The organism is Mesorhizobium quangtriensis (assembly GCF_040081925.1).
Lineage (GTDB): Bacteria > Pseudomonadota > Alphaproteobacteria > Rhizobiales > Rhizobiaceae > Mesorhizobium_K > Mesorhizobium_K quangtriensis.
In genome coordinates this window covers 504,821-518,583 of the sequence record NZ_JBEBMF010000004.1, presented here as the reverse complement: position 1 = coordinate 518,583, position 13,763 = coordinate 504,821, and the positions used below count along the sequence as shown (strand labels likewise).

At 62.5% G+C, this 13,763-nt stretch carries 18 protein-coding genes and 1 tRNA gene; 8 read left to right on the top strand and 11 right to left on the bottom strand.

Features of this window, described 5'->3' with window-relative positions:
- Positions 1-203: 203 nt before the first annotated feature.
- Positions 204-542 (bottom strand): nucleotidyl cyclase domain-containing protein, encoded by a 339-nt coding sequence (locus ABMA32_RS22030; protein ID WP_349015875.1) that lies wholly within the window; start codon positions 540-542, stop codon positions 204-206.
- A 149-nt stretch (positions 543-691) separates the two neighbouring features.
- Positions 692-1,381, bottom strand: a complete 690-nt coding sequence (gene tlpA, locus ABMA32_RS22025) for a thiol:disulfide interchange protein TlpA (protein WP_349015874.1) — start codon at positions 1,379-1,381, stop codon at positions 692-694.
- A 38-nt stretch (positions 1,382-1,419) separates the two neighbouring features.
- Here tlpA and argH point away from each other — a divergent pair, with 38 nt between their 5' ends.
- The 3 genes from argH to lysA all read left to right on the top strand — a co-directional run bounded on the left by argH (position 1,420) and on the right by lysA (position 4,412).
- Positions 1,420-2,832 (top strand): argininosuccinate lyase, encoded by a 1,413-nt coding sequence (gene argH / locus ABMA32_RS22020; protein ID WP_349015873.1) that lies wholly within the window; start codon positions 1,420-1,422, stop codon positions 2,830-2,832.
- An 84-nt stretch (positions 2,833-2,916) separates the two neighbouring features.
- A complete protein-coding gene (locus tag ABMA32_RS22015; RefSeq protein WP_349015872.1) occupies positions 2,917-3,123 on the top strand; it encodes a lipoprotein in 207 nt (68 codons plus the stop codon).
- 23 nt (positions 3,124-3,146) lie between these two features.
- Positions 3,147-4,412 (top strand): diaminopimelate decarboxylase, encoded by a 1,266-nt coding sequence (gene lysA / locus ABMA32_RS22010; protein WP_349015871.1) that lies wholly within the window; start codon positions 3,147-3,149, stop codon positions 4,410-4,412.
- On the opposite strand, the gene ABMA32_RS22005 is transcribed toward lysA, so the two are convergent.
- Positions 4,409-5,293 (bottom strand): DMT family transporter, encoded by an 885-nt coding sequence (locus ABMA32_RS22005; protein WP_349015870.1) that lies wholly within the window; start codon positions 5,291-5,293, stop codon positions 4,409-4,411. The genes lysA and ABMA32_RS22005 overlap by 4 nt on opposite strands.
- 72 nt (positions 5,294-5,365) lie before the next feature.
- On the opposite strand from ABMA32_RS22005, the gene ABMA32_RS22000 reads away from it, so the two are divergent.
- The gene (locus ABMA32_RS22000) at positions 5,366-5,704 is read left to right on the top strand and encodes a hypothetical protein (protein ID WP_349015869.1); all 339 of its coding nucleotides are present in this window, start codon (positions 5,366-5,368) and stop codon (positions 5,702-5,704) included.
- A 24-nt stretch (positions 5,705-5,728) separates the two neighbouring features.
- On the opposite strand, the gene gluQRS is transcribed toward ABMA32_RS22000, so the two are convergent.
- Positions 5,729-6,601 (bottom strand): tRNA glutamyl-Q(34) synthetase GluQRS, encoded by an 873-nt coding sequence (gluQRS, locus tag ABMA32_RS21995; protein ID WP_349015868.1) that lies wholly within the window; start codon positions 6,599-6,601, stop codon positions 5,729-5,731.
- A 103-nt stretch (positions 6,602-6,704) separates the two neighbouring features.
- On the opposite strand from gluQRS, the gene ABMA32_RS21990 reads away from it, so the two are divergent.
- On the top strand, positions 6,705-7,346 hold the full coding sequence (locus ABMA32_RS21990) for a DNA-3-methyladenine glycosylase family protein (RefSeq protein WP_349015867.1): 642 nt from the start codon (positions 6,705-6,707) through the stop codon (positions 7,344-7,346).
- A 130-nt stretch (positions 7,347-7,476) separates the two neighbouring features.
- Positions 7,477-8,034 carry an HNH endonuclease gene (locus ABMA32_RS21985; protein WP_349015866.1) on the top strand — a complete coding sequence of 186 codons (558 nt, stop codon included), beginning with the start codon at positions 7,477-7,479 and terminating at the stop codon, positions 8,032-8,034.
- Between the two features lie 6 nt (positions 8,035-8,040).
- Here ABMA32_RS21985 and ABMA32_RS21980 read toward each other — a convergent pair whose 3' ends face one another.
- Positions 8,041-8,556, bottom strand: a complete 516-nt coding sequence (locus ABMA32_RS21980; RefSeq protein WP_349015865.1) for a disulfide bond formation protein B — start codon at positions 8,554-8,556, stop codon at positions 8,041-8,043.
- A 23-nt stretch (positions 8,557-8,579) separates the two neighbouring features.
- Positions 8,580-9,173: a YqaA family protein gene (locus ABMA32_RS21975; protein ID WP_349015864.1), complete on the bottom strand. Its 594-nt coding sequence runs from the start codon at positions 9,171-9,173 to the stop codon at positions 8,580-8,582.
- A 260-nt stretch (positions 9,174-9,433) separates the two neighbouring features.
- On the opposite strand from ABMA32_RS21975, the gene ABMA32_RS21970 reads away from it, so the two are divergent.
- Positions 9,434-9,518 (top strand) — tRNA-Leu (locus tag ABMA32_RS21970).
- 218 nt (positions 9,519-9,736) lie between these two features.
- On the opposite strand, the gene ABMA32_RS21965 is transcribed toward ABMA32_RS21970, so the two are convergent.
- The 5 genes from ABMA32_RS21965 to ABMA32_RS21945 are packed head-to-tail and all read right to left on the bottom strand — an operon-like array spanning position 9,737 to position 12,924.
- Positions 9,737-10,918 (bottom strand): MFS transporter, encoded by a 1,182-nt coding sequence (locus ABMA32_RS21965; RefSeq protein ID WP_349015863.1) that lies wholly within the window; start codon positions 10,916-10,918, stop codon positions 9,737-9,739.
- A gap of 5 nt (positions 10,919-10,923) precedes the next feature.
- The gene (locus tag ABMA32_RS21960; protein WP_349015862.1) at positions 10,924-11,610 is read right to left on the bottom strand and encodes an aquaporin; all 687 of its coding nucleotides are present in this window, start codon (positions 11,608-11,610) and stop codon (positions 10,924-10,926) included.
- Positions 11,610-12,137 (bottom strand): arsenate reductase ArsC, encoded by a 528-nt coding sequence (locus tag ABMA32_RS21955; protein WP_349015861.1) that lies wholly within the window; start codon positions 12,135-12,137, stop codon positions 11,610-11,612. Before ABMA32_RS21955 ends, ABMA32_RS21960 begins: the two co-directional genes overlap by 1 nt.
- Before the next feature lie 5 nt (positions 12,138-12,142).
- On the bottom strand, positions 12,143-12,574 hold the full coding sequence (gene arsN2, locus ABMA32_RS21950; RefSeq protein WP_349015860.1) for an arsenic resistance N-acetyltransferase ArsN2: 432 nt from the start codon (positions 12,572-12,574) through the stop codon (positions 12,143-12,145).
- Positions 12,571-12,924, bottom strand: coding sequence for an ArsR/SmtB family transcription factor (locus tag ABMA32_RS21945; RefSeq protein WP_349015859.1), 354 nt, complete (start codon positions 12,922-12,924; stop codon positions 12,571-12,573). The genes arsN2 and ABMA32_RS21945 overlap by 4 nt, the downstream gene beginning before the upstream one ends.
- Before the next feature lie 42 nt (positions 12,925-12,966).
- Here ABMA32_RS21945 and ABMA32_RS21940 point away from each other — a divergent pair, with 42 nt between their 5' ends.
- Positions 12,967-13,503, top strand: coding sequence for a DUF6428 family protein (locus tag ABMA32_RS21940; protein ID WP_349015858.1), 537 nt, complete (start codon positions 12,967-12,969; stop codon positions 13,501-13,503).
- Positions 13,504-13,763 lie beyond the last annotated feature (260 nt).

The window sequence follows — 13,763 nt, the reverse complement described above, 5'->3', positions numbered from 1 at the left end:
TTCGTGACCTCCTGGAATCGCTTCAGCAGCCCGATCCCGAGGCCGCTGCGTTTCCCGACCTGCTCGACCACGCCGGCGGAGACAAAGACATCGCCCGGATCGCAAAGCGCCTGCAGGCGCGCGGCGACGATGACGCCGATTCCGTAGAGGTCATTGTCCTCGACAATGACCTCGCCGACATTGACGCCGATGCGGGAGACGATCTAGCGATCCTCGGGCCGTTCCGCATTCCATGTCGCGGCGGCCTGCTGCACCCTGAACGAGCAGCGCACGGCATCGACGGAACTTGGGAATTCGAGCAGCGCGCCGTCGCCGGTCAATTTGACGGTGCGGCCGTGGTGGCTCGCGATCAGCGGGTCAACCGTATTGAGCCGGAATTCGCGGAGCGCCTCGTGGGTGCCGGCCTCGTCCAGTTCCATGAGGCGGCTGTAACCGACCACATCAACCGACACGACTGCGACAAGGCGACGATCTCCCACCGTCCCTGCTGCGGCGCCCGCGCCGGGATCGACTGGTCCAACAGGAGGCCGTTGGTTCGCCATGATTGCGGACCCTCCGAACCGCATCTTGCGGAGGACGCATTTACAGTGATGAGGCAGCAGATAGCGGAACGGCTGAGAACTCCCTGCCGTTGGGCATGGTTGCCGGCGGAGCGCGCGGGTCGATGCGGTCGGGCTGCGTTGCGAGAACTTCAGCCGCCGGTGGCGGCAGCAATCAGCTTCGCGGCGTCCGCCCCCGACCACTCCGCCGGGCCGTTCATGTGGGCGAGCAGGCAGCCTTCGTCATCGACCAGCAGCGTGACCGGCAGGCCGAGCGCCAGTCCGCGCTTCTTCAAATCGTTGAACAGCGCGAGCGTGTTGTCGCGATAATAACCGAGCGTATCGATGCTTGTTTCGGCGAGGAACTTCTTCGGCTTGGTGTCGTCGCCGGTGTCGACATTGACGGCAATTACCTCGAAAGTGTCGCTGCCCTTCTGCTTCTGGAGCGCATTCAGCGCAGGCATCTCTTCGCGGCAGGGCGCGCACCATGTGGCCCAGAGGTTGAGCAGCACGGTCTTTCCTGCCCGGTCGGCGAGCGTCATCGGCGTTCCGTCCGGCGCATTGAAGGCCAGCGCCTTCAGCGACTGCGGCGGGTCCGCGGGCAGCATGGCGGCGACATCGCCGGTCGCCGCCTCGGCGACCTGCTTTGCGCGATCTGCCTTGGCTGCGCAGGCGTCGGGGGTTGCATCGCCCGCGGCAACGACGGCCGGCGTCTCCGGCTGCGTGTTGCCAGCCATGCGGCTCGTGGCATATACCGCCACCGCGCCGGCAAGCGCGCCCGCGATCCCCGCCACGAGGATCGGGCGCAACGGCGGGAACATCGATCTTTTCTTTTCGGCCATAGAAGCAATCCACGAAATTCAGGCGCCCGGTTATCACGATGAGCGACAGCAAGACCAGTAACATAGCTGGCAACCAGATGTGGGGCGGACGTTTTGCCTCGGGTCCGGCGGCGATCATGCAGGCGATCAATGCCTCGATCTCCTTCGACAGGAAGCTTTTCGCCGAGGATATCCGCGGCTCGATCGCCCATTCCGAGATGCTGGCCGAGCAGGGGATCATCACCAAGGCGGACCAGAAGAAGATCGCCAAGGGGCTGAAGACGATCCTCGGCGAGATCGAGGCCGGTACGTTCGCGTTCTCCGAAAAGCTGGAGGACATCCACATGAACGTGGAAGCGCGGCTGGCCGAGCTGATCGGACCCGCAGCCGGTCGGCTGCATACGGCGCGCTCGCGCAACGATCAGGTGGCCGTCGACTTCCGGCTCTGGACGAAGAACGAATTCCTGCGCGTCGCCGAGGCGCTGAAGGGACTGATCGCGGCTTTCCTCGAACGCGCGGAAGAGCACGCAGCGTCCGTCATGCCCGGCTTCACCCACATGCAGGCGGCGCAGCCGGTCACTTTCGGCCATCACTGCATGGCCTATGTGGAGATGTTCGCGCGCGACCTGTCGCGGGTGAAGGATGCGGTCGAGCGCATGAATGAAAGCCCGCTCGGCGCGGCCGCGCTCGCCGGCACCGGCTTCCCGATCGACCGTCATATGACGGCAAAAGCGCTCGGCTTCCGCGAGCCGACCCGCAACTCGCTGGATTCCGTCTCCGACCGAGACTATGCGCTCGAGTTCCTGTCGGTCGCCGCGATCTGCGCCACGCACCTGTCGCGACTGGCCGAGGAGATCGTCATCTGGTCGACGCCGCAGTTCGGCTTCGTGCGGCTATCGGACAGTTTCTCCACTGGCTCCTCGATCATGCCGCAGAAGAAGAACCCGGACGCGGCCGAACTGGTGCGCGCCAAGACGGGCCGCATCAACGGCCATCTGGTCGGTCTGCTCACGGTCATGAAGGGCCTGCCGCTGACCTATTCCAAGGACATGCAGGAAGACAAGGAAGCGGTGTTCGACGCCGCCGAGACGCTCGACCTCATGCTGGCGGCGATGACGGGCATGGTGCGCGACATGACGATCGACACCGCCGCCATGAAGCGCGCGGCCGGCGCAGGCTTCTCGACGGCCACCGACCTCGCTGACTGGCTGGTGCGCACGCTGAACCTGCCCTTCCGCGAGGCGCATCACGTCACCGGGCGCGCCGTGGCGCTGGCGGAGAGCAAAAAGATCGGACTGGAAAAGCTCGATCTCGCCGACCTGCAAGCGATCCACCCGGGCATCACCGCCGACGTGTTCTCGGTACTCTCGGTGCAGAACTCGGTGAAAAGCCGGACCAGCTATGGCGGCACCGCGCCGTCCGAGGTCCGCAAGCAGGTCCGCGCCTGGAAGAAGCGGCTGGCGAAGCTTTGATCGCGACGCCGGATTTGCCGGATGCAAAGGCAAAAAAACTTCGCTACAAGCAGCGGACGGTTTTCTGATCGGACGGATGGCTCTATGAACGGCAGCAGGATTTTCGCGGTGGTCGCCCTTGTCTTGGCGGCAAGCGTCATTGCCGGCTGTGGTCGCAAGTCGGGCCTCGATACGCCGTATCAGGCACAGGTCGACGCGCGAAAGGAAGCAGAGAGGACCGGCGCCCCGCTGCCGCCCGAGCCGGAGAAACCGGAAGAGGACAGGAAGTTCATTCTCGATCCGCTTCTCTAGACCTCTTTCGTCCCTGACAGGCCATGAACCACTTTCATTACCGTGACGGCGTCCTGCACGCCGAGGATGTGTCCATCCCGTCGATCGCGGCGGCGGTTGGCACGCCGTTCTACTGCTATTCAACGGCCACGCTGACCCGCCACTACCACGTCTTCTCCAAGGCGTTTTCGGGCATGGACAGCCTGGTCTGCTACGCAATGAAGGCCAATTCCAACCAGGCCGTCATCCGCACGCTGGCAAAGCTCGGCGCTGGCGCGGATGTGGTGTCGGAAGGCGAGTTGCGCCGCGCGCTGGCCGCCGGCATCCCGGCAAGCAAGGTCGTCTTTTCCGGTGTCGGCAAGACGGCGCGCGAGATCGATTTCGCGCTCGACGCGGGCATCCTCTGCTTCAACGTCGAGTCCGAACCGGAACTGGAACTGCTGTCGGCCCGCGCCATGCGACTGGGCGTGACTGCGCCCGTGTCTTTGCGCATCAACCCGAATGTCGATGCCAAAACCCACAAGAAAATTTCGACCGGCAAGAAGGAAGACAAGTTCGGCATTCCGTGGGAGCGCGCGCGTGCCGTCTACGGCCGCGCCGCCGAACTGCCGAACCTCAAGGTTTCCGGCATCGACATGCATATCGGCAGCCAGATCACCGACCTCCAGCCCTTCGATTCCGCCTTTGCCCTGCTCGCCGAACTGGTCGCGACGCTGAAGGCCGATGGTCATGACATCCGCCATGTCGACCTCGGCGGCGGGCTCGGCGTCCCCTACCGCACCGACAACGACCCGCCACCCTTGCCCGACGCCTATGGCGAGATCGTCAACCGGCGCATCGGGCCGCTCGGCGTTAAGGTGCTCTTCGAGCCTGGCCGTCTGATCGTCGGCAACGCCGGTATACTCGTCTCCGAGGTCATCTACACCAAGGAAGGCGACGCGCGGAATTTCCTCATCGTCGATGCGGCTATGAACGATCTCGTCCGCCCCACGCTTTATGACGCCTTCCACGACATCAGGCCGGTGGTCGAGCAGCCCGCGGATGCGCCGCGTCTCAGGGTCGATGTGGTCGGCCCGGTCTGCGAGACCGGCGATTTCCTCGGTCTCGACCGTGACCTGCCCAGGCTGAAATCCGGCGACATGATCGCGGTCGGTACCGCCGGCGCCTATGGCGCGGTGCAGTCCGGCACCTACAATTCTCGGCTGCTCGTTCCCGAAGTCCTCGTCGACGGCGACCGCTTCCATGTCGTGCGGCCGCGCGGCACCTACGAGGAACTGATCGCCCTCGATTCCGTCCCGGACTGGCTCTAGGCGGCAGCGGCTGGTTCTCGCCGTGCGGTCGCCAGTGCCACGCCTGCAGTGGTCAGCGCCATGCCGCCGATCTGTATCCAGTTGAGCTGCTCGCGGAACAGCACCCAGGCGATCAGCGCCGTCACCGCCGGCACGAGATAAAACAGCGAGCCGACCTTCGAAATCTCGCCGTCGCGGATCATGACCATCAGAAGGACGATCGCGCCGATCGACAGAACCAGAACCGCCCAGACCATGGCGAAGACGAGTTCCCCGGTGAGGACGAACTCTCCCGTTTCGAATGCGAGCGAAAGCGCGATCATCAGCGCCGCGCCGCCCGCATATTGCCAGCAGGTTCCGGCCAGCAGGTCGCTCCCGGTCAGGAAGCGCTTCTGCCACACGGTCCCGGCGCTCATGGCGGCGACGGCGACAAAGGACGCGATCAGCGTCTCCCAGTTCACGCCCGCCCCGATCGCCCCGAGCCTCGGTTCAAGGACAATGGCGACGCCGACGAAGCCTGCCGCCAGCCCGGCCCAGTGCCGCGGCAGGATTTTTTCGCCGAGCAGGCTCCCGGCGAGCACGGCGGTGATCAGCGGCTGCAACCCGACGATCAGGGCGGACAACCCAGCCGGCATGCCGTTGCGGATCGCCCAGAACACGCCGCCGAGATAGATGCCGTGCATCAGCACGCCCGCCACCACCGCCAGCCCGATATCGCGCGGCGACAGCCTTGCCGACCCCCGCGCAAGCGCCACTACACCGAGTATGGCGAACGCCAGCACGAAGCGCACGGCGAGAAAGGCGAACGGCTCGGCCCAGGGCATGGCATAGCGCGCACCGATGAACCCGGTGGCCCACAGGAAGACGAAGAGTGCCGGGATCAGGCGGTACGAGGATGTCATGGCGTGTGGTCGGTCTAATGCCCGGCTTCTCATCAAGCAAAACTAAACGATTGATGCTTATGATGAGCCAGATTGAAACAGGAACCCCTGTTTGGATTGCCGTGGGCGGCAAGGGGGCTGCGCATGATCTGGAATCTCGATACGGGTTGGCTGATGATGGCTATTGCCGCCGTCGCCGTGCTCGCGATGTTCTTCGGCGCCGCGCTGAACGCGATCATGCGCGAGGACGGCTTCGGCCCGATCGGCAACATGGTGTTGTTCACGATTGGCTTCTTTGCAGCCATTTTGATCGCCAACTCTTTCGGCATCAATTTGCGTGACCTGAAGCTTGCCATGGCCTACGGACTCGGCGGCGCGTTCGCCACGGTTAGCATGTTGGCGATGCTCAAGGCCGCGATCGCCAAGATTTAGAGCCGTTGCCGCAATTGCCGGCCTTTACCGTCCGACCATTTCCTTGATCTCTTCCGGCGTCACTCCGGCCGCACGCAATGCATTCAGGCCCGTCGCCTGCTCGCTTTTTGACAGTTTTCTTCCTTCCCTGTCCGTGACCAGCCAGTGATGGAAATAGGTGGGCGGCGGGAAACCGAGCAGTTCCTGCAGCAGCCGATGGATGCCGGTCGCCGCGAACAGATCTTCGCCGCGCACGACATGGGTCACGCCCTGCAGCGCATCGTCTGCAACCACGGCAAGGTGATAGCTGTTCGCCACGTCCTTGCGGGCAAGCACGACATCGCCCCACAATTCCGGTTGCGCGTCCACTTTACGTGTCGATCCCAACTGCGGGTCGGAAAACTCCGTCCATGACAGTGGTCCCGCCAATCCAGCCAAAGCTTTCTCCGTGTCGAGCCGCCAGGCGAAGGGCGCCCCCTCGGCGATCCGCCGCCTGCGTTCGCGCTTAGACAGCCGTTTGTCCGCATCCGGATAAAGCGGCGCGCCATCGGGATCGCGCGGCCAGTCGCGGCTTTCGCCGTGTTCAACGATCCAGGCGCGCGCCTCGCTGCGGCTCATGAAGGCAGGATAGACAAGGTCATCGGCGATCAGCCTGTCCAGAAGCTTTGCATAGTCGACGAAATGCTCCGACTGGCGTCGCGCCGGCCTCTCCCAGTCGATCCCGAGCCATTCGAGGTCGCGGTAGATGCCGGCCTCGAACTCAGGCGTGCAGCGTGTCGTGTCGATGTCCTCGATGCGGAGCAGCATCCTGCCGCCGACCGCATCGGCCATTTGCCGGTTCAGCAGGGCGGACAGCGCGTGGCCGAGATGCAATTCGCCATTCGGGCTTGGCGCAAAGCGGAAAACTGGCGTTGTCATGTGCGAAACCGCGTCCGGGAGGTGGCATGTTTTCGGGTTGTCGCCGTCCTCAGCCGATTGCTATCCCTCGGCCGGTGACTTCACAAGTGACGAGCAAGCGCGGATGCGGCCGATTTCGACCCTGAAGGACATTGCCGCCGGCCTCGACGCTCTTTGCCGCCTCGATCCGCGCCTCGAAGTCGTGCGCGCGGGAGCCGGCGACGTGCCGCTCCGGCGAATCGATCCCGGTTTTGCCAGCCTCGTGTCGATTGTGGTCGCCCAGCAGGTCTCGCGCGCCAGCGCGGGCGCCATCCTTGCGCGCCTGTCCAGGCTTGCCGACCCGCTTTCGCCCGAAATGCTACTTTCTGCCGACGATAGCCTGTTTGGCGAGGCTGGCCTGTCCCGTCCCAAGCAGCGCTCGCTGCTCGCCCTGTCCGAGGCGGTCATGAACGGGCTCGATCTCGGCCGTGTCTGCGACCTCCAGGCCGAAGAGGCCATTGCCTTGCTCACTTCGGTTTCCGGCATCGGTCGCTGGACGGCGGAAGTCTACCTGCTCACCGCCGCCGGCCATCCGGATGTCTTCCCGGCGCGGGATGTCGCCTTGCAGTCGGCGGTCGGCCATGCCCTTGGAATCGCGCCTCGTCCGGGTGAGAAACAGCTCATCGAAATCGCCGAATCATGGTCGCCCCACAGGGGGGTAGCGTCGCGGCTTTTCTGGGCCTACTATCGGCAAATCAGAGGAAGGGAGGGCGCTCCGCCTTCATAAACGCATCGATCACGGCTGAATTCGCGGCGTTTTTCCGCGTCCCGCGGCCAGCGGGCCGCTTCACATTCCTGTCACCTCCTGCTTACAATATCCCGGCGCATCGCATTGAGGTCCAAGGAGGGAATCGCAGGTGACGATCGCGGTATCCCCTGACGGGCTGCCTGCGCTGGTGCTGAACGCGGACTACCGGCCGCTCAGCTATTACCCGCTCTCGCTCTGGTCGTGGCAGGATGCGATCAAGGCGGTGTTCCTCGATCGCGTCAACATCGTCGCTGAATACGAGCACAAGGTGTCCTCGGCCAGCTTCTCGATGAAGGTTCCGAGCGTCGTCAGCCTGAAGGCCTATGTGAAGCCGTCGCGCCATCCCGCCTTTACGCGTTTCAACGTCTTCCTTCGCGACCGCTTCCAGTGCCAGTATTGCGGCACGCCCGAGGATTTGACCTTCGATCATGTCGTTCCGCGCCATCGCGGCGGCGCCACGACATGGGAAAACGTCGTCGCGGCCTGTTCCCCCTGCAATCTCAGGAAGGGCGGCATGACGACTTCGCAGGCCAAGATGTGGCCGCTGCAGAAGCCCTACAAGCCGACCGTGCACGATCTGCACAACAACGGCCGGCTGTTCCCGCCCAACTATCTGCACGAAAGCTGGATGGACTATCTCTACTGGGACGTCGAACTGGAGCCGTAAGCGGCCTCAGCCTCTCTTCAGGACCCCGCGAAACGCTATTGCCGCCAGAATCAGGCTGGCGACCGCGTTCCATCCGGCGAAGGAAAGGCCGAGCACCCGTAGCGCCGCCTTGTCGCAGGACGGCGGCACGAAGGTGTCGATGGCGTCGAGCACGCCCTGTCCGCCGGTGTCGGCTGGAGCCGCCACCGCGCCGCAGTCGGTAGGGCCAGCCCACCATCCCCATTCGACGCCTGAGTGTTTGACGGCGAGGAACAGGCTCCAGGCCATCAACAGCCCGACGACCAGCAGCAGAAGTCGGGTCAGGACGGGCGGCCAGCGCAGCGATGCCGAGATCGCTGCAAGAGCCCCGACCGGAATGCCGACATAATAGGGGATGCGCTGCTCGAGGCAGAGCTTGCAGGGAATGTAGCCGCCGATGTGCTCGAAGCCGAGCGCGCTTCCGACGACCACGGCCATGCCGACGGTCAGGAGGATGGCCGTGGCGAGGTGCGGCTTGCCGGTTTGTGCTGTGATGGATGTCATTGAAAGTGTCCGCAGGCTGCGTGCTAGCGCAGGTAATGGATGAACAAGTAGAGCAGAATTAGGACGCCCGCCGCCGTTGCCGCAAGCAGGCCGAGGCGCTTTTCGATGAAAAGGCGGATCGGCTCGCCATAGCGGCGCAGCAGCCACGCCAGGAACAGGAAGCGGGCGCCGCGCGCCACCACCGCCGACAGGATGAACCAGCCGAGCGGAAAACCGAGCACGCCCGCGAGGATCGTCACCACCTTGATCGGCGGCAGGTGCGCCAGGCCCGACGTAACCAGCATCAGCAGGATGAATCCCGTGACCGACCCGCCGCTCGGCATCAGCGCTTCGAAGTCGTCCAGCTTGCCGTAGAATTCCAGGATCGGCTTCGCCAGCGCCTCATAGGCAAAGTGCCCGAGCATCCAGCCGGCAACGCCGCCCAGAACCGAGGCGACTGTCGCGATGATCGCGTAGCGGTAGGTGCGGTCTGGCCGCGCGATCGCCATGGGTACGAACAGCACGTCGGCGGGAACCAGGAAGACGGAGCTCTCGATGAATGCGATGAAGGCCAGCCAATATTCCGCCGAATTGCGGGCGGCCAGCGACAACGTCCAGTCGTAAAGCCTTCGAAGCATGCGGGATTCCAGTTAGATCCTTTCGAAAGCGGGCCCTGCCGGTCGCCGCCGAACCTCTAGGAAGAATTCTTGCGCCGCACAATGACCGTGGGATGGCAAACTGGCCTGAACTCGCGCTGTCGGGCACGCTTGCGCGCAAAGGCCGCAGCACCATCGGATGCCTAGGGCATCGACAAATTTAAGGGGTTCCGCTGCTCGTCAGTTGACGGCGAAGCGCGTCTCAAGTAGTCGGCAAGCCGTTCAGGCTCGCTAAGGGCTTGGCCCCTGTGGCGGAATTGGTAGACGCGCTCGACTCAAAATCGAGTTCCGCAAGGAGTGCTGGTTCGATCCCGGCCAGGGGCACCACCTACCCAGGGTGAGGTCAATAAAAGCAACGAAAACAGGCGGATGCGCCTCTTAAGGTACATTTTAGGGTGCATTATGAGGCTCGCGTTGAAACATGTTCAGCGGACGCTAGAGAACAGTATCTAGCTCGGAGGGTAGCCTGGGGTATGAACAAGTTGAAACACGCTCCGCTAGTGCCAAGTACACGAGACGCAAAGCTATCTAGCACTGAAAATCGGCTACCGTAGAGTACGAGCTAGCACTACAACGAGCCCAACGTTCAGAACTGCGAAACTGAACAGGACCGCAAGCATACTGGTCTCACTGTGAGCCAGCAGAATAGCTCCTAGCGATGGCGCGAGAGCCTGTATGAGCAGGCTAGGCATACCCAGCTTTCCCATCACTGCTGCATACTCTTTCGGATCGAAGATAATCAGGGGCAGCGCACCTCTGGCAATCGTATGAATGCCGTTGCCAGCACCGTACAGGATTAGCGCCAGAGCAGTGAGCGGCAGGCTTACAATCAGCAATCCAATTCCTGTTGCGAGGAGAGCTACAGAGGCGAGCATCGTCCAGATTGGATGGTGTCGATTGCGTCCGACCACTAGATCCACGACACGAGCAGCAACCTGGGAAGGACCGATGAGAGCACCCAAGCCTACAGCAACGGCCAGGTCCAAGCCTCTTAGTTCAAGCACAGCTATCAGATGCACGGACAACGTGGATGCAATCAGAGCAGCTAAGGTCAAGATGACTGCGAGCAGCACGAAGCGATTGCGCACGCTGGGTTCTGTTGTGCGCACCGGAGAAGGATCGTGGCTGCGCAGGACGGCTACGGACGCGAGCTTAGGAACAAGCAGAGCGTGAAGCGGCAAGCAGATGAGCAGGTGAATTGCAGCGTAGGCTATACAGGCTGTCCGCCATCCATAGCTCTCGACCAGAAAGGCGCTAAGCGGCCAGCAAACCGTGCTAGCGAAGCCGCCGAACAGCGTTAGCGTTGTGATGGCACTTCTGGCCCCTGGACCGTAGAGACGCCCCAGCGTAGCAAAGCCTGCGTCGTAGAGGCCGCTCGACATCCCAAGCCCCATCAGCAGCCAGGCGAGGATGTAGATCGGGTAGTCCTCCGATATCGCCATCAGCGCAAGGGCACTGGCAAACAATAGCGAGCTTGCCACCAACACAGGTCGCCCACCATGACGCTGTATCAGGCGACCCGTTGTGGGTGACACGATGCCTGCGAGCAACAAGCCGCACGACAGCCCGGCCACAACCGCTGCGAGAGACCAGCCCGTATCCTCCGCAATAGGCCCGGCCAAAACAGCGGGCAGGTAATACGAGGAACCCCAGGCGAGGATTTGCGTGATGCCTAGTGCAGATACCAGTACGGAGCGGTTGTGAGACGACGACGCCGGAGCTTCCAAGCAGGCTAGCTCCCCGTACGGACCGGAGAACTGTTAAGGGGACGCAGCAGCCAGCCGATGAACACGAGAGCCAACAGAGCACCGGCCAACTCGAAGGCGATGAATGCCGGGACATCACGCGGTTGGATACCTGAGAACGTGTCCGTCAACGAGCGCGCTATCGTGACCGCAGGGTTGGCAAACGACGTTGAGGCGGTAAACCAATAGGCCGCTGTGATGTACAGACCGACCAGCCAGGGCAACGCCTCTCTTGCGAACCGTGCACCTGAAAGGATGATGGCAACCAGCCCAAATGTGGCAACGACCTCGGAGAACCACTGCGCCTCGCCAGTTCTGACCGCGCCTGACAACGTGAACACCGGAAGGCCGAACATTGTGTGAGCAATAACCGTACCCAAGATACCAGCCATGATCTGGACCACGACGTAGGCTGCAAGATCGCGTGGCTTTAGCTCACGTCTCAATCGCATCACCAGCGATACCGCAGGGTTGAAGTGCGCGCCGGAAACTGGCCCCAGGACCGTGATAAGCACCGTGAGCACGGCCCCAGTGGCTAGCGCATTGCAAAGCAACGCGAGCGCGCTGTCGTCTGTGAGCTTGTCGGCCATGATCCCAGAGCCGACCACGGTTGCGACGAGCAGCGCAGTTCCCAAGCCTTCAGCAGCCAGCCGACGCGAAAGATCGAAGCCCACTACCCAGCCTTCTGGGTGGCGGACGTGGTGCCTTCCATCGCTCCTATGCCGTGCAGCTTGGTTCCCAGCGCCATGCGGTCAATCGACGCCAGCGGCAGGGACAGGAAAGCGTCTATACGGCTCTTCATGTATCGGGCCGCAAGGCTGAAAGCGCGCTCCTTCTCAATGTCGGTTCCCTCTACGGCGGCGGGGTCTTCAATGCCCCAATGCGCCGTCATGGGCTGTCCCGGCCATACTGGACAGGCTTCGCCCGCTGCGTTGTCACAGACGGTAAAAACGAAGTCCATGACGGGAGCGCCCGGTACCGCAAACTCGTCCCATGCTTTCGACCGGAAACCATCTGTCGGATAGTCGAGGGCAGCGAGTACCTTCAGCGCGAGCGGGTGAACCTGGCCTTTGGGCTGGCTGCCCGCCGAGAACGAACGAAATCTGCCTGCACCATCCTTCTTTAGGATTGCCTCCGCCAGGATGGAGCGTGCAGAGTTCCCGGTGCAGAGGAACAGGACATTGTACATGCGATCGGACATGGCGTTCACCGTTTCGTTGATCGAGAAAGAAGACTAGCTGTGGACGGGCATAAGGCGGACGCCTGACGGGTCGCCAGTATCGCGGCGGGTGCGCTTGATCGATCGGTTTCGGTGAACCCGACAGCCTGGAAGAAGCCGCTCGCTGTCGTGGTGAGCAAGTACGCATCGGTCACGCCCTGCGCCGATAAATCGGTCATGAGAGCTTCCGTGAAGGCACGCCCTAGACCCGCGCCACGCTTGCCAGGAGCAATAACGATAGAGCGGAGCAGGGCGGCTTCACCATACCGTTCGTAGCCACCAAAGCCGACTGTCTGGCCGTCCAGCAAGAAGCGATAGAAGGTGCGGCCATCTTCGGCCAGATCATCGACAGGGAGACCGGCTGCAAGCAAGGCTGCCGTCATGTCGTCTGGCACATCGGACAGCCGCTCGGCTTTCATTGCACGCATCCCTCGCCTGCTGGAGAACAGCACGGCGCCGCAATTGCAGGTGCGCAGATTTCAGGTTTGCCGGAGCAACAGTCTTCCATGAGGAACCGGATCAGGCCGGTTAGTGCGTCGTACTCGGCGCTGTACACTATGGACCGGCTGTCTCGCCTGGCGGAGACAAGCCCAGCCCGCTCAAGCTCCTTCAGGTGGAAGCTGACATTCGACGGAGACACCTCGACGCCTTCGGCAATCGACCCTGCCGCTACGCCTTCAGGTCCAGCAGTCACCAACAGGCGGAGGATGCGCAGCCGCCTCTCCTGGGAGAGAGCACCGAATGCAATCAGAGCTTGACGCTCGTCCATAATTCAATAATCCTTGAAATGTTGAAATGAGGAATAGCTGACATGCTCGCCCTAAGCAATGAGAAAATCGCAGCGACAGTTGAAGGCGATGCAGATGACATTACGATAGGCAGCCTGTTATCGGCGCTTGGCTCACATGCGGACTTGCCGCTCGTATTTTTCTACGAAGGGCGTCCCGTTAAACCCGGCTACCATGTTACAGAGGTCAAGGCCGGACAGTTTGCTGCGCTTGACTGCGGGGCAAACGCAGAAGCATGGACCGAGATTTTCATACAGTTGTGGGACGTGAACGAGGATGAGCGTCGGCACATGGCCGCTGGCAAGTTCGCGGCGATCATACGGAAGGTTGCCGATCACGTTGCGCTAGATCAGTTGGCCAGGCTGACGTTTGAAGTGAGCGACGGTGTTCGCCCCATGCAACTGCATCGAGCGGCAACGCCCGTGCTTGGTGAGGGGGAGGTGCACGTAAACCTTTCTCCCCGACCAGCAAGCTGCAAGCCGCGTGACCGCTGGCTTGTGGAGGAAGCGTCGAAGTCGGCGTGCGGTTCACCGAAAGCGGGGCAGCCGTGCTGCGGCTAGCGCCTCTGTTCACGAGAGGTACAATCTCTCGATCCATCCAGGTACCCTTGCGCTGGAACGCTTTCCTAGGATGCGCATCTAAATACCTGTTTTTGTGTCTCTTTACGATAGGGTCGATTTTGAGCCTAACCCCGGCCAGGGGCACCAACTGCCGCAAGTCGTGGCTAAAGCCTTAGGCGACGGCCTCGACAACCCGAGCCAGCGCCGTTAGGTTCCGCGCGCTCGGCCGCATCCGCTGCTGAGCCACTCAACTGCGCGGA

Excerpts from the sequence above, each read along its gene's own strand:
- ABMA32_RS22030 (WP_349015875.1), bottom strand. The coding sequence starts at position 542 with ATGGCGAACCAACGGCCTCCTGTTGGACCAGTCGATCCCGGCGCGGGC.
- tlpA (WP_349015874.1), bottom strand. The coding sequence starts at position 1,381 with ATGGCCGAAAAGAAAAGATCGATGTTCCCGCCGTTGCGCCCGATCCTC.
- argH (WP_349015873.1), top strand. The coding sequence starts at position 1,420 with ATGAGCGACAGCAAGACCAGTAACATAGCTGGCAACCAGATGTGGGGC.
- ABMA32_RS22015 (WP_349015872.1), top strand. The coding sequence starts at position 2,917 with ATGAACGGCAGCAGGATTTTCGCGGTGGTCGCCCTTGTCTTGGCGGCA.
- lysA (WP_349015871.1), top strand. The coding sequence starts at position 3,147 with ATGAACCACTTTCATTACCGTGACGGCGTCCTGCACGCCGAGGATGTG.
- ABMA32_RS22005 (WP_349015870.1), bottom strand. The coding sequence starts at position 5,293 with ATGACATCCTCGTACCGCCTGATCCCGGCACTCTTCGTCTTCCTGTGG.
- gluQRS (WP_349015868.1), bottom strand. The coding sequence starts at position 6,601 with ATGACAACGCCAGTTTTCCGCTTTGCGCCAAGCCCGAATGGCGAATTG.
- ABMA32_RS21990 (WP_349015867.1), top strand. The coding sequence starts at position 6,705 with ATGCGGCCGATTTCGACCCTGAAGGACATTGCCGCCGGCCTCGACGCT.
- ABMA32_RS21980 (WP_349015865.1), bottom strand. The coding sequence starts at position 8,556 with ATGACATCCATCACAGCACAAACCGGCAAGCCGCACCTCGCCACGGCC.
- ABMA32_RS21975 (WP_349015864.1), bottom strand. The coding sequence starts at position 9,173 with ATGCTTCGAAGGCTTTACGACTGGACGTTGTCGCTGGCCGCCCGCAAT.
- ABMA32_RS21955 (WP_349015861.1), bottom strand. The coding sequence starts at position 12,137 with ATGTCCGATCGCATGTACAATGTCCTGTTCCTCTGCACCGGGAACTCT.
- arsN2 (WP_349015860.1), bottom strand. The coding sequence starts at position 12,574 with ATGAAAGCCGAGCGGCTGTCCGATGTGCCAGACGACATGACGGCAGCC.
- ABMA32_RS21945 (WP_349015859.1), bottom strand. The coding sequence starts at position 12,924 with ATGGACGAGCGTCAAGCTCTGATTGCATTCGGTGCTCTCTCCCAGGAG.
- ABMA32_RS21940 (WP_349015858.1), top strand. The coding sequence starts at position 12,967 with ATGCTCGCCCTAAGCAATGAGAAAATCGCAGCGACAGTTGAAGGCGAT.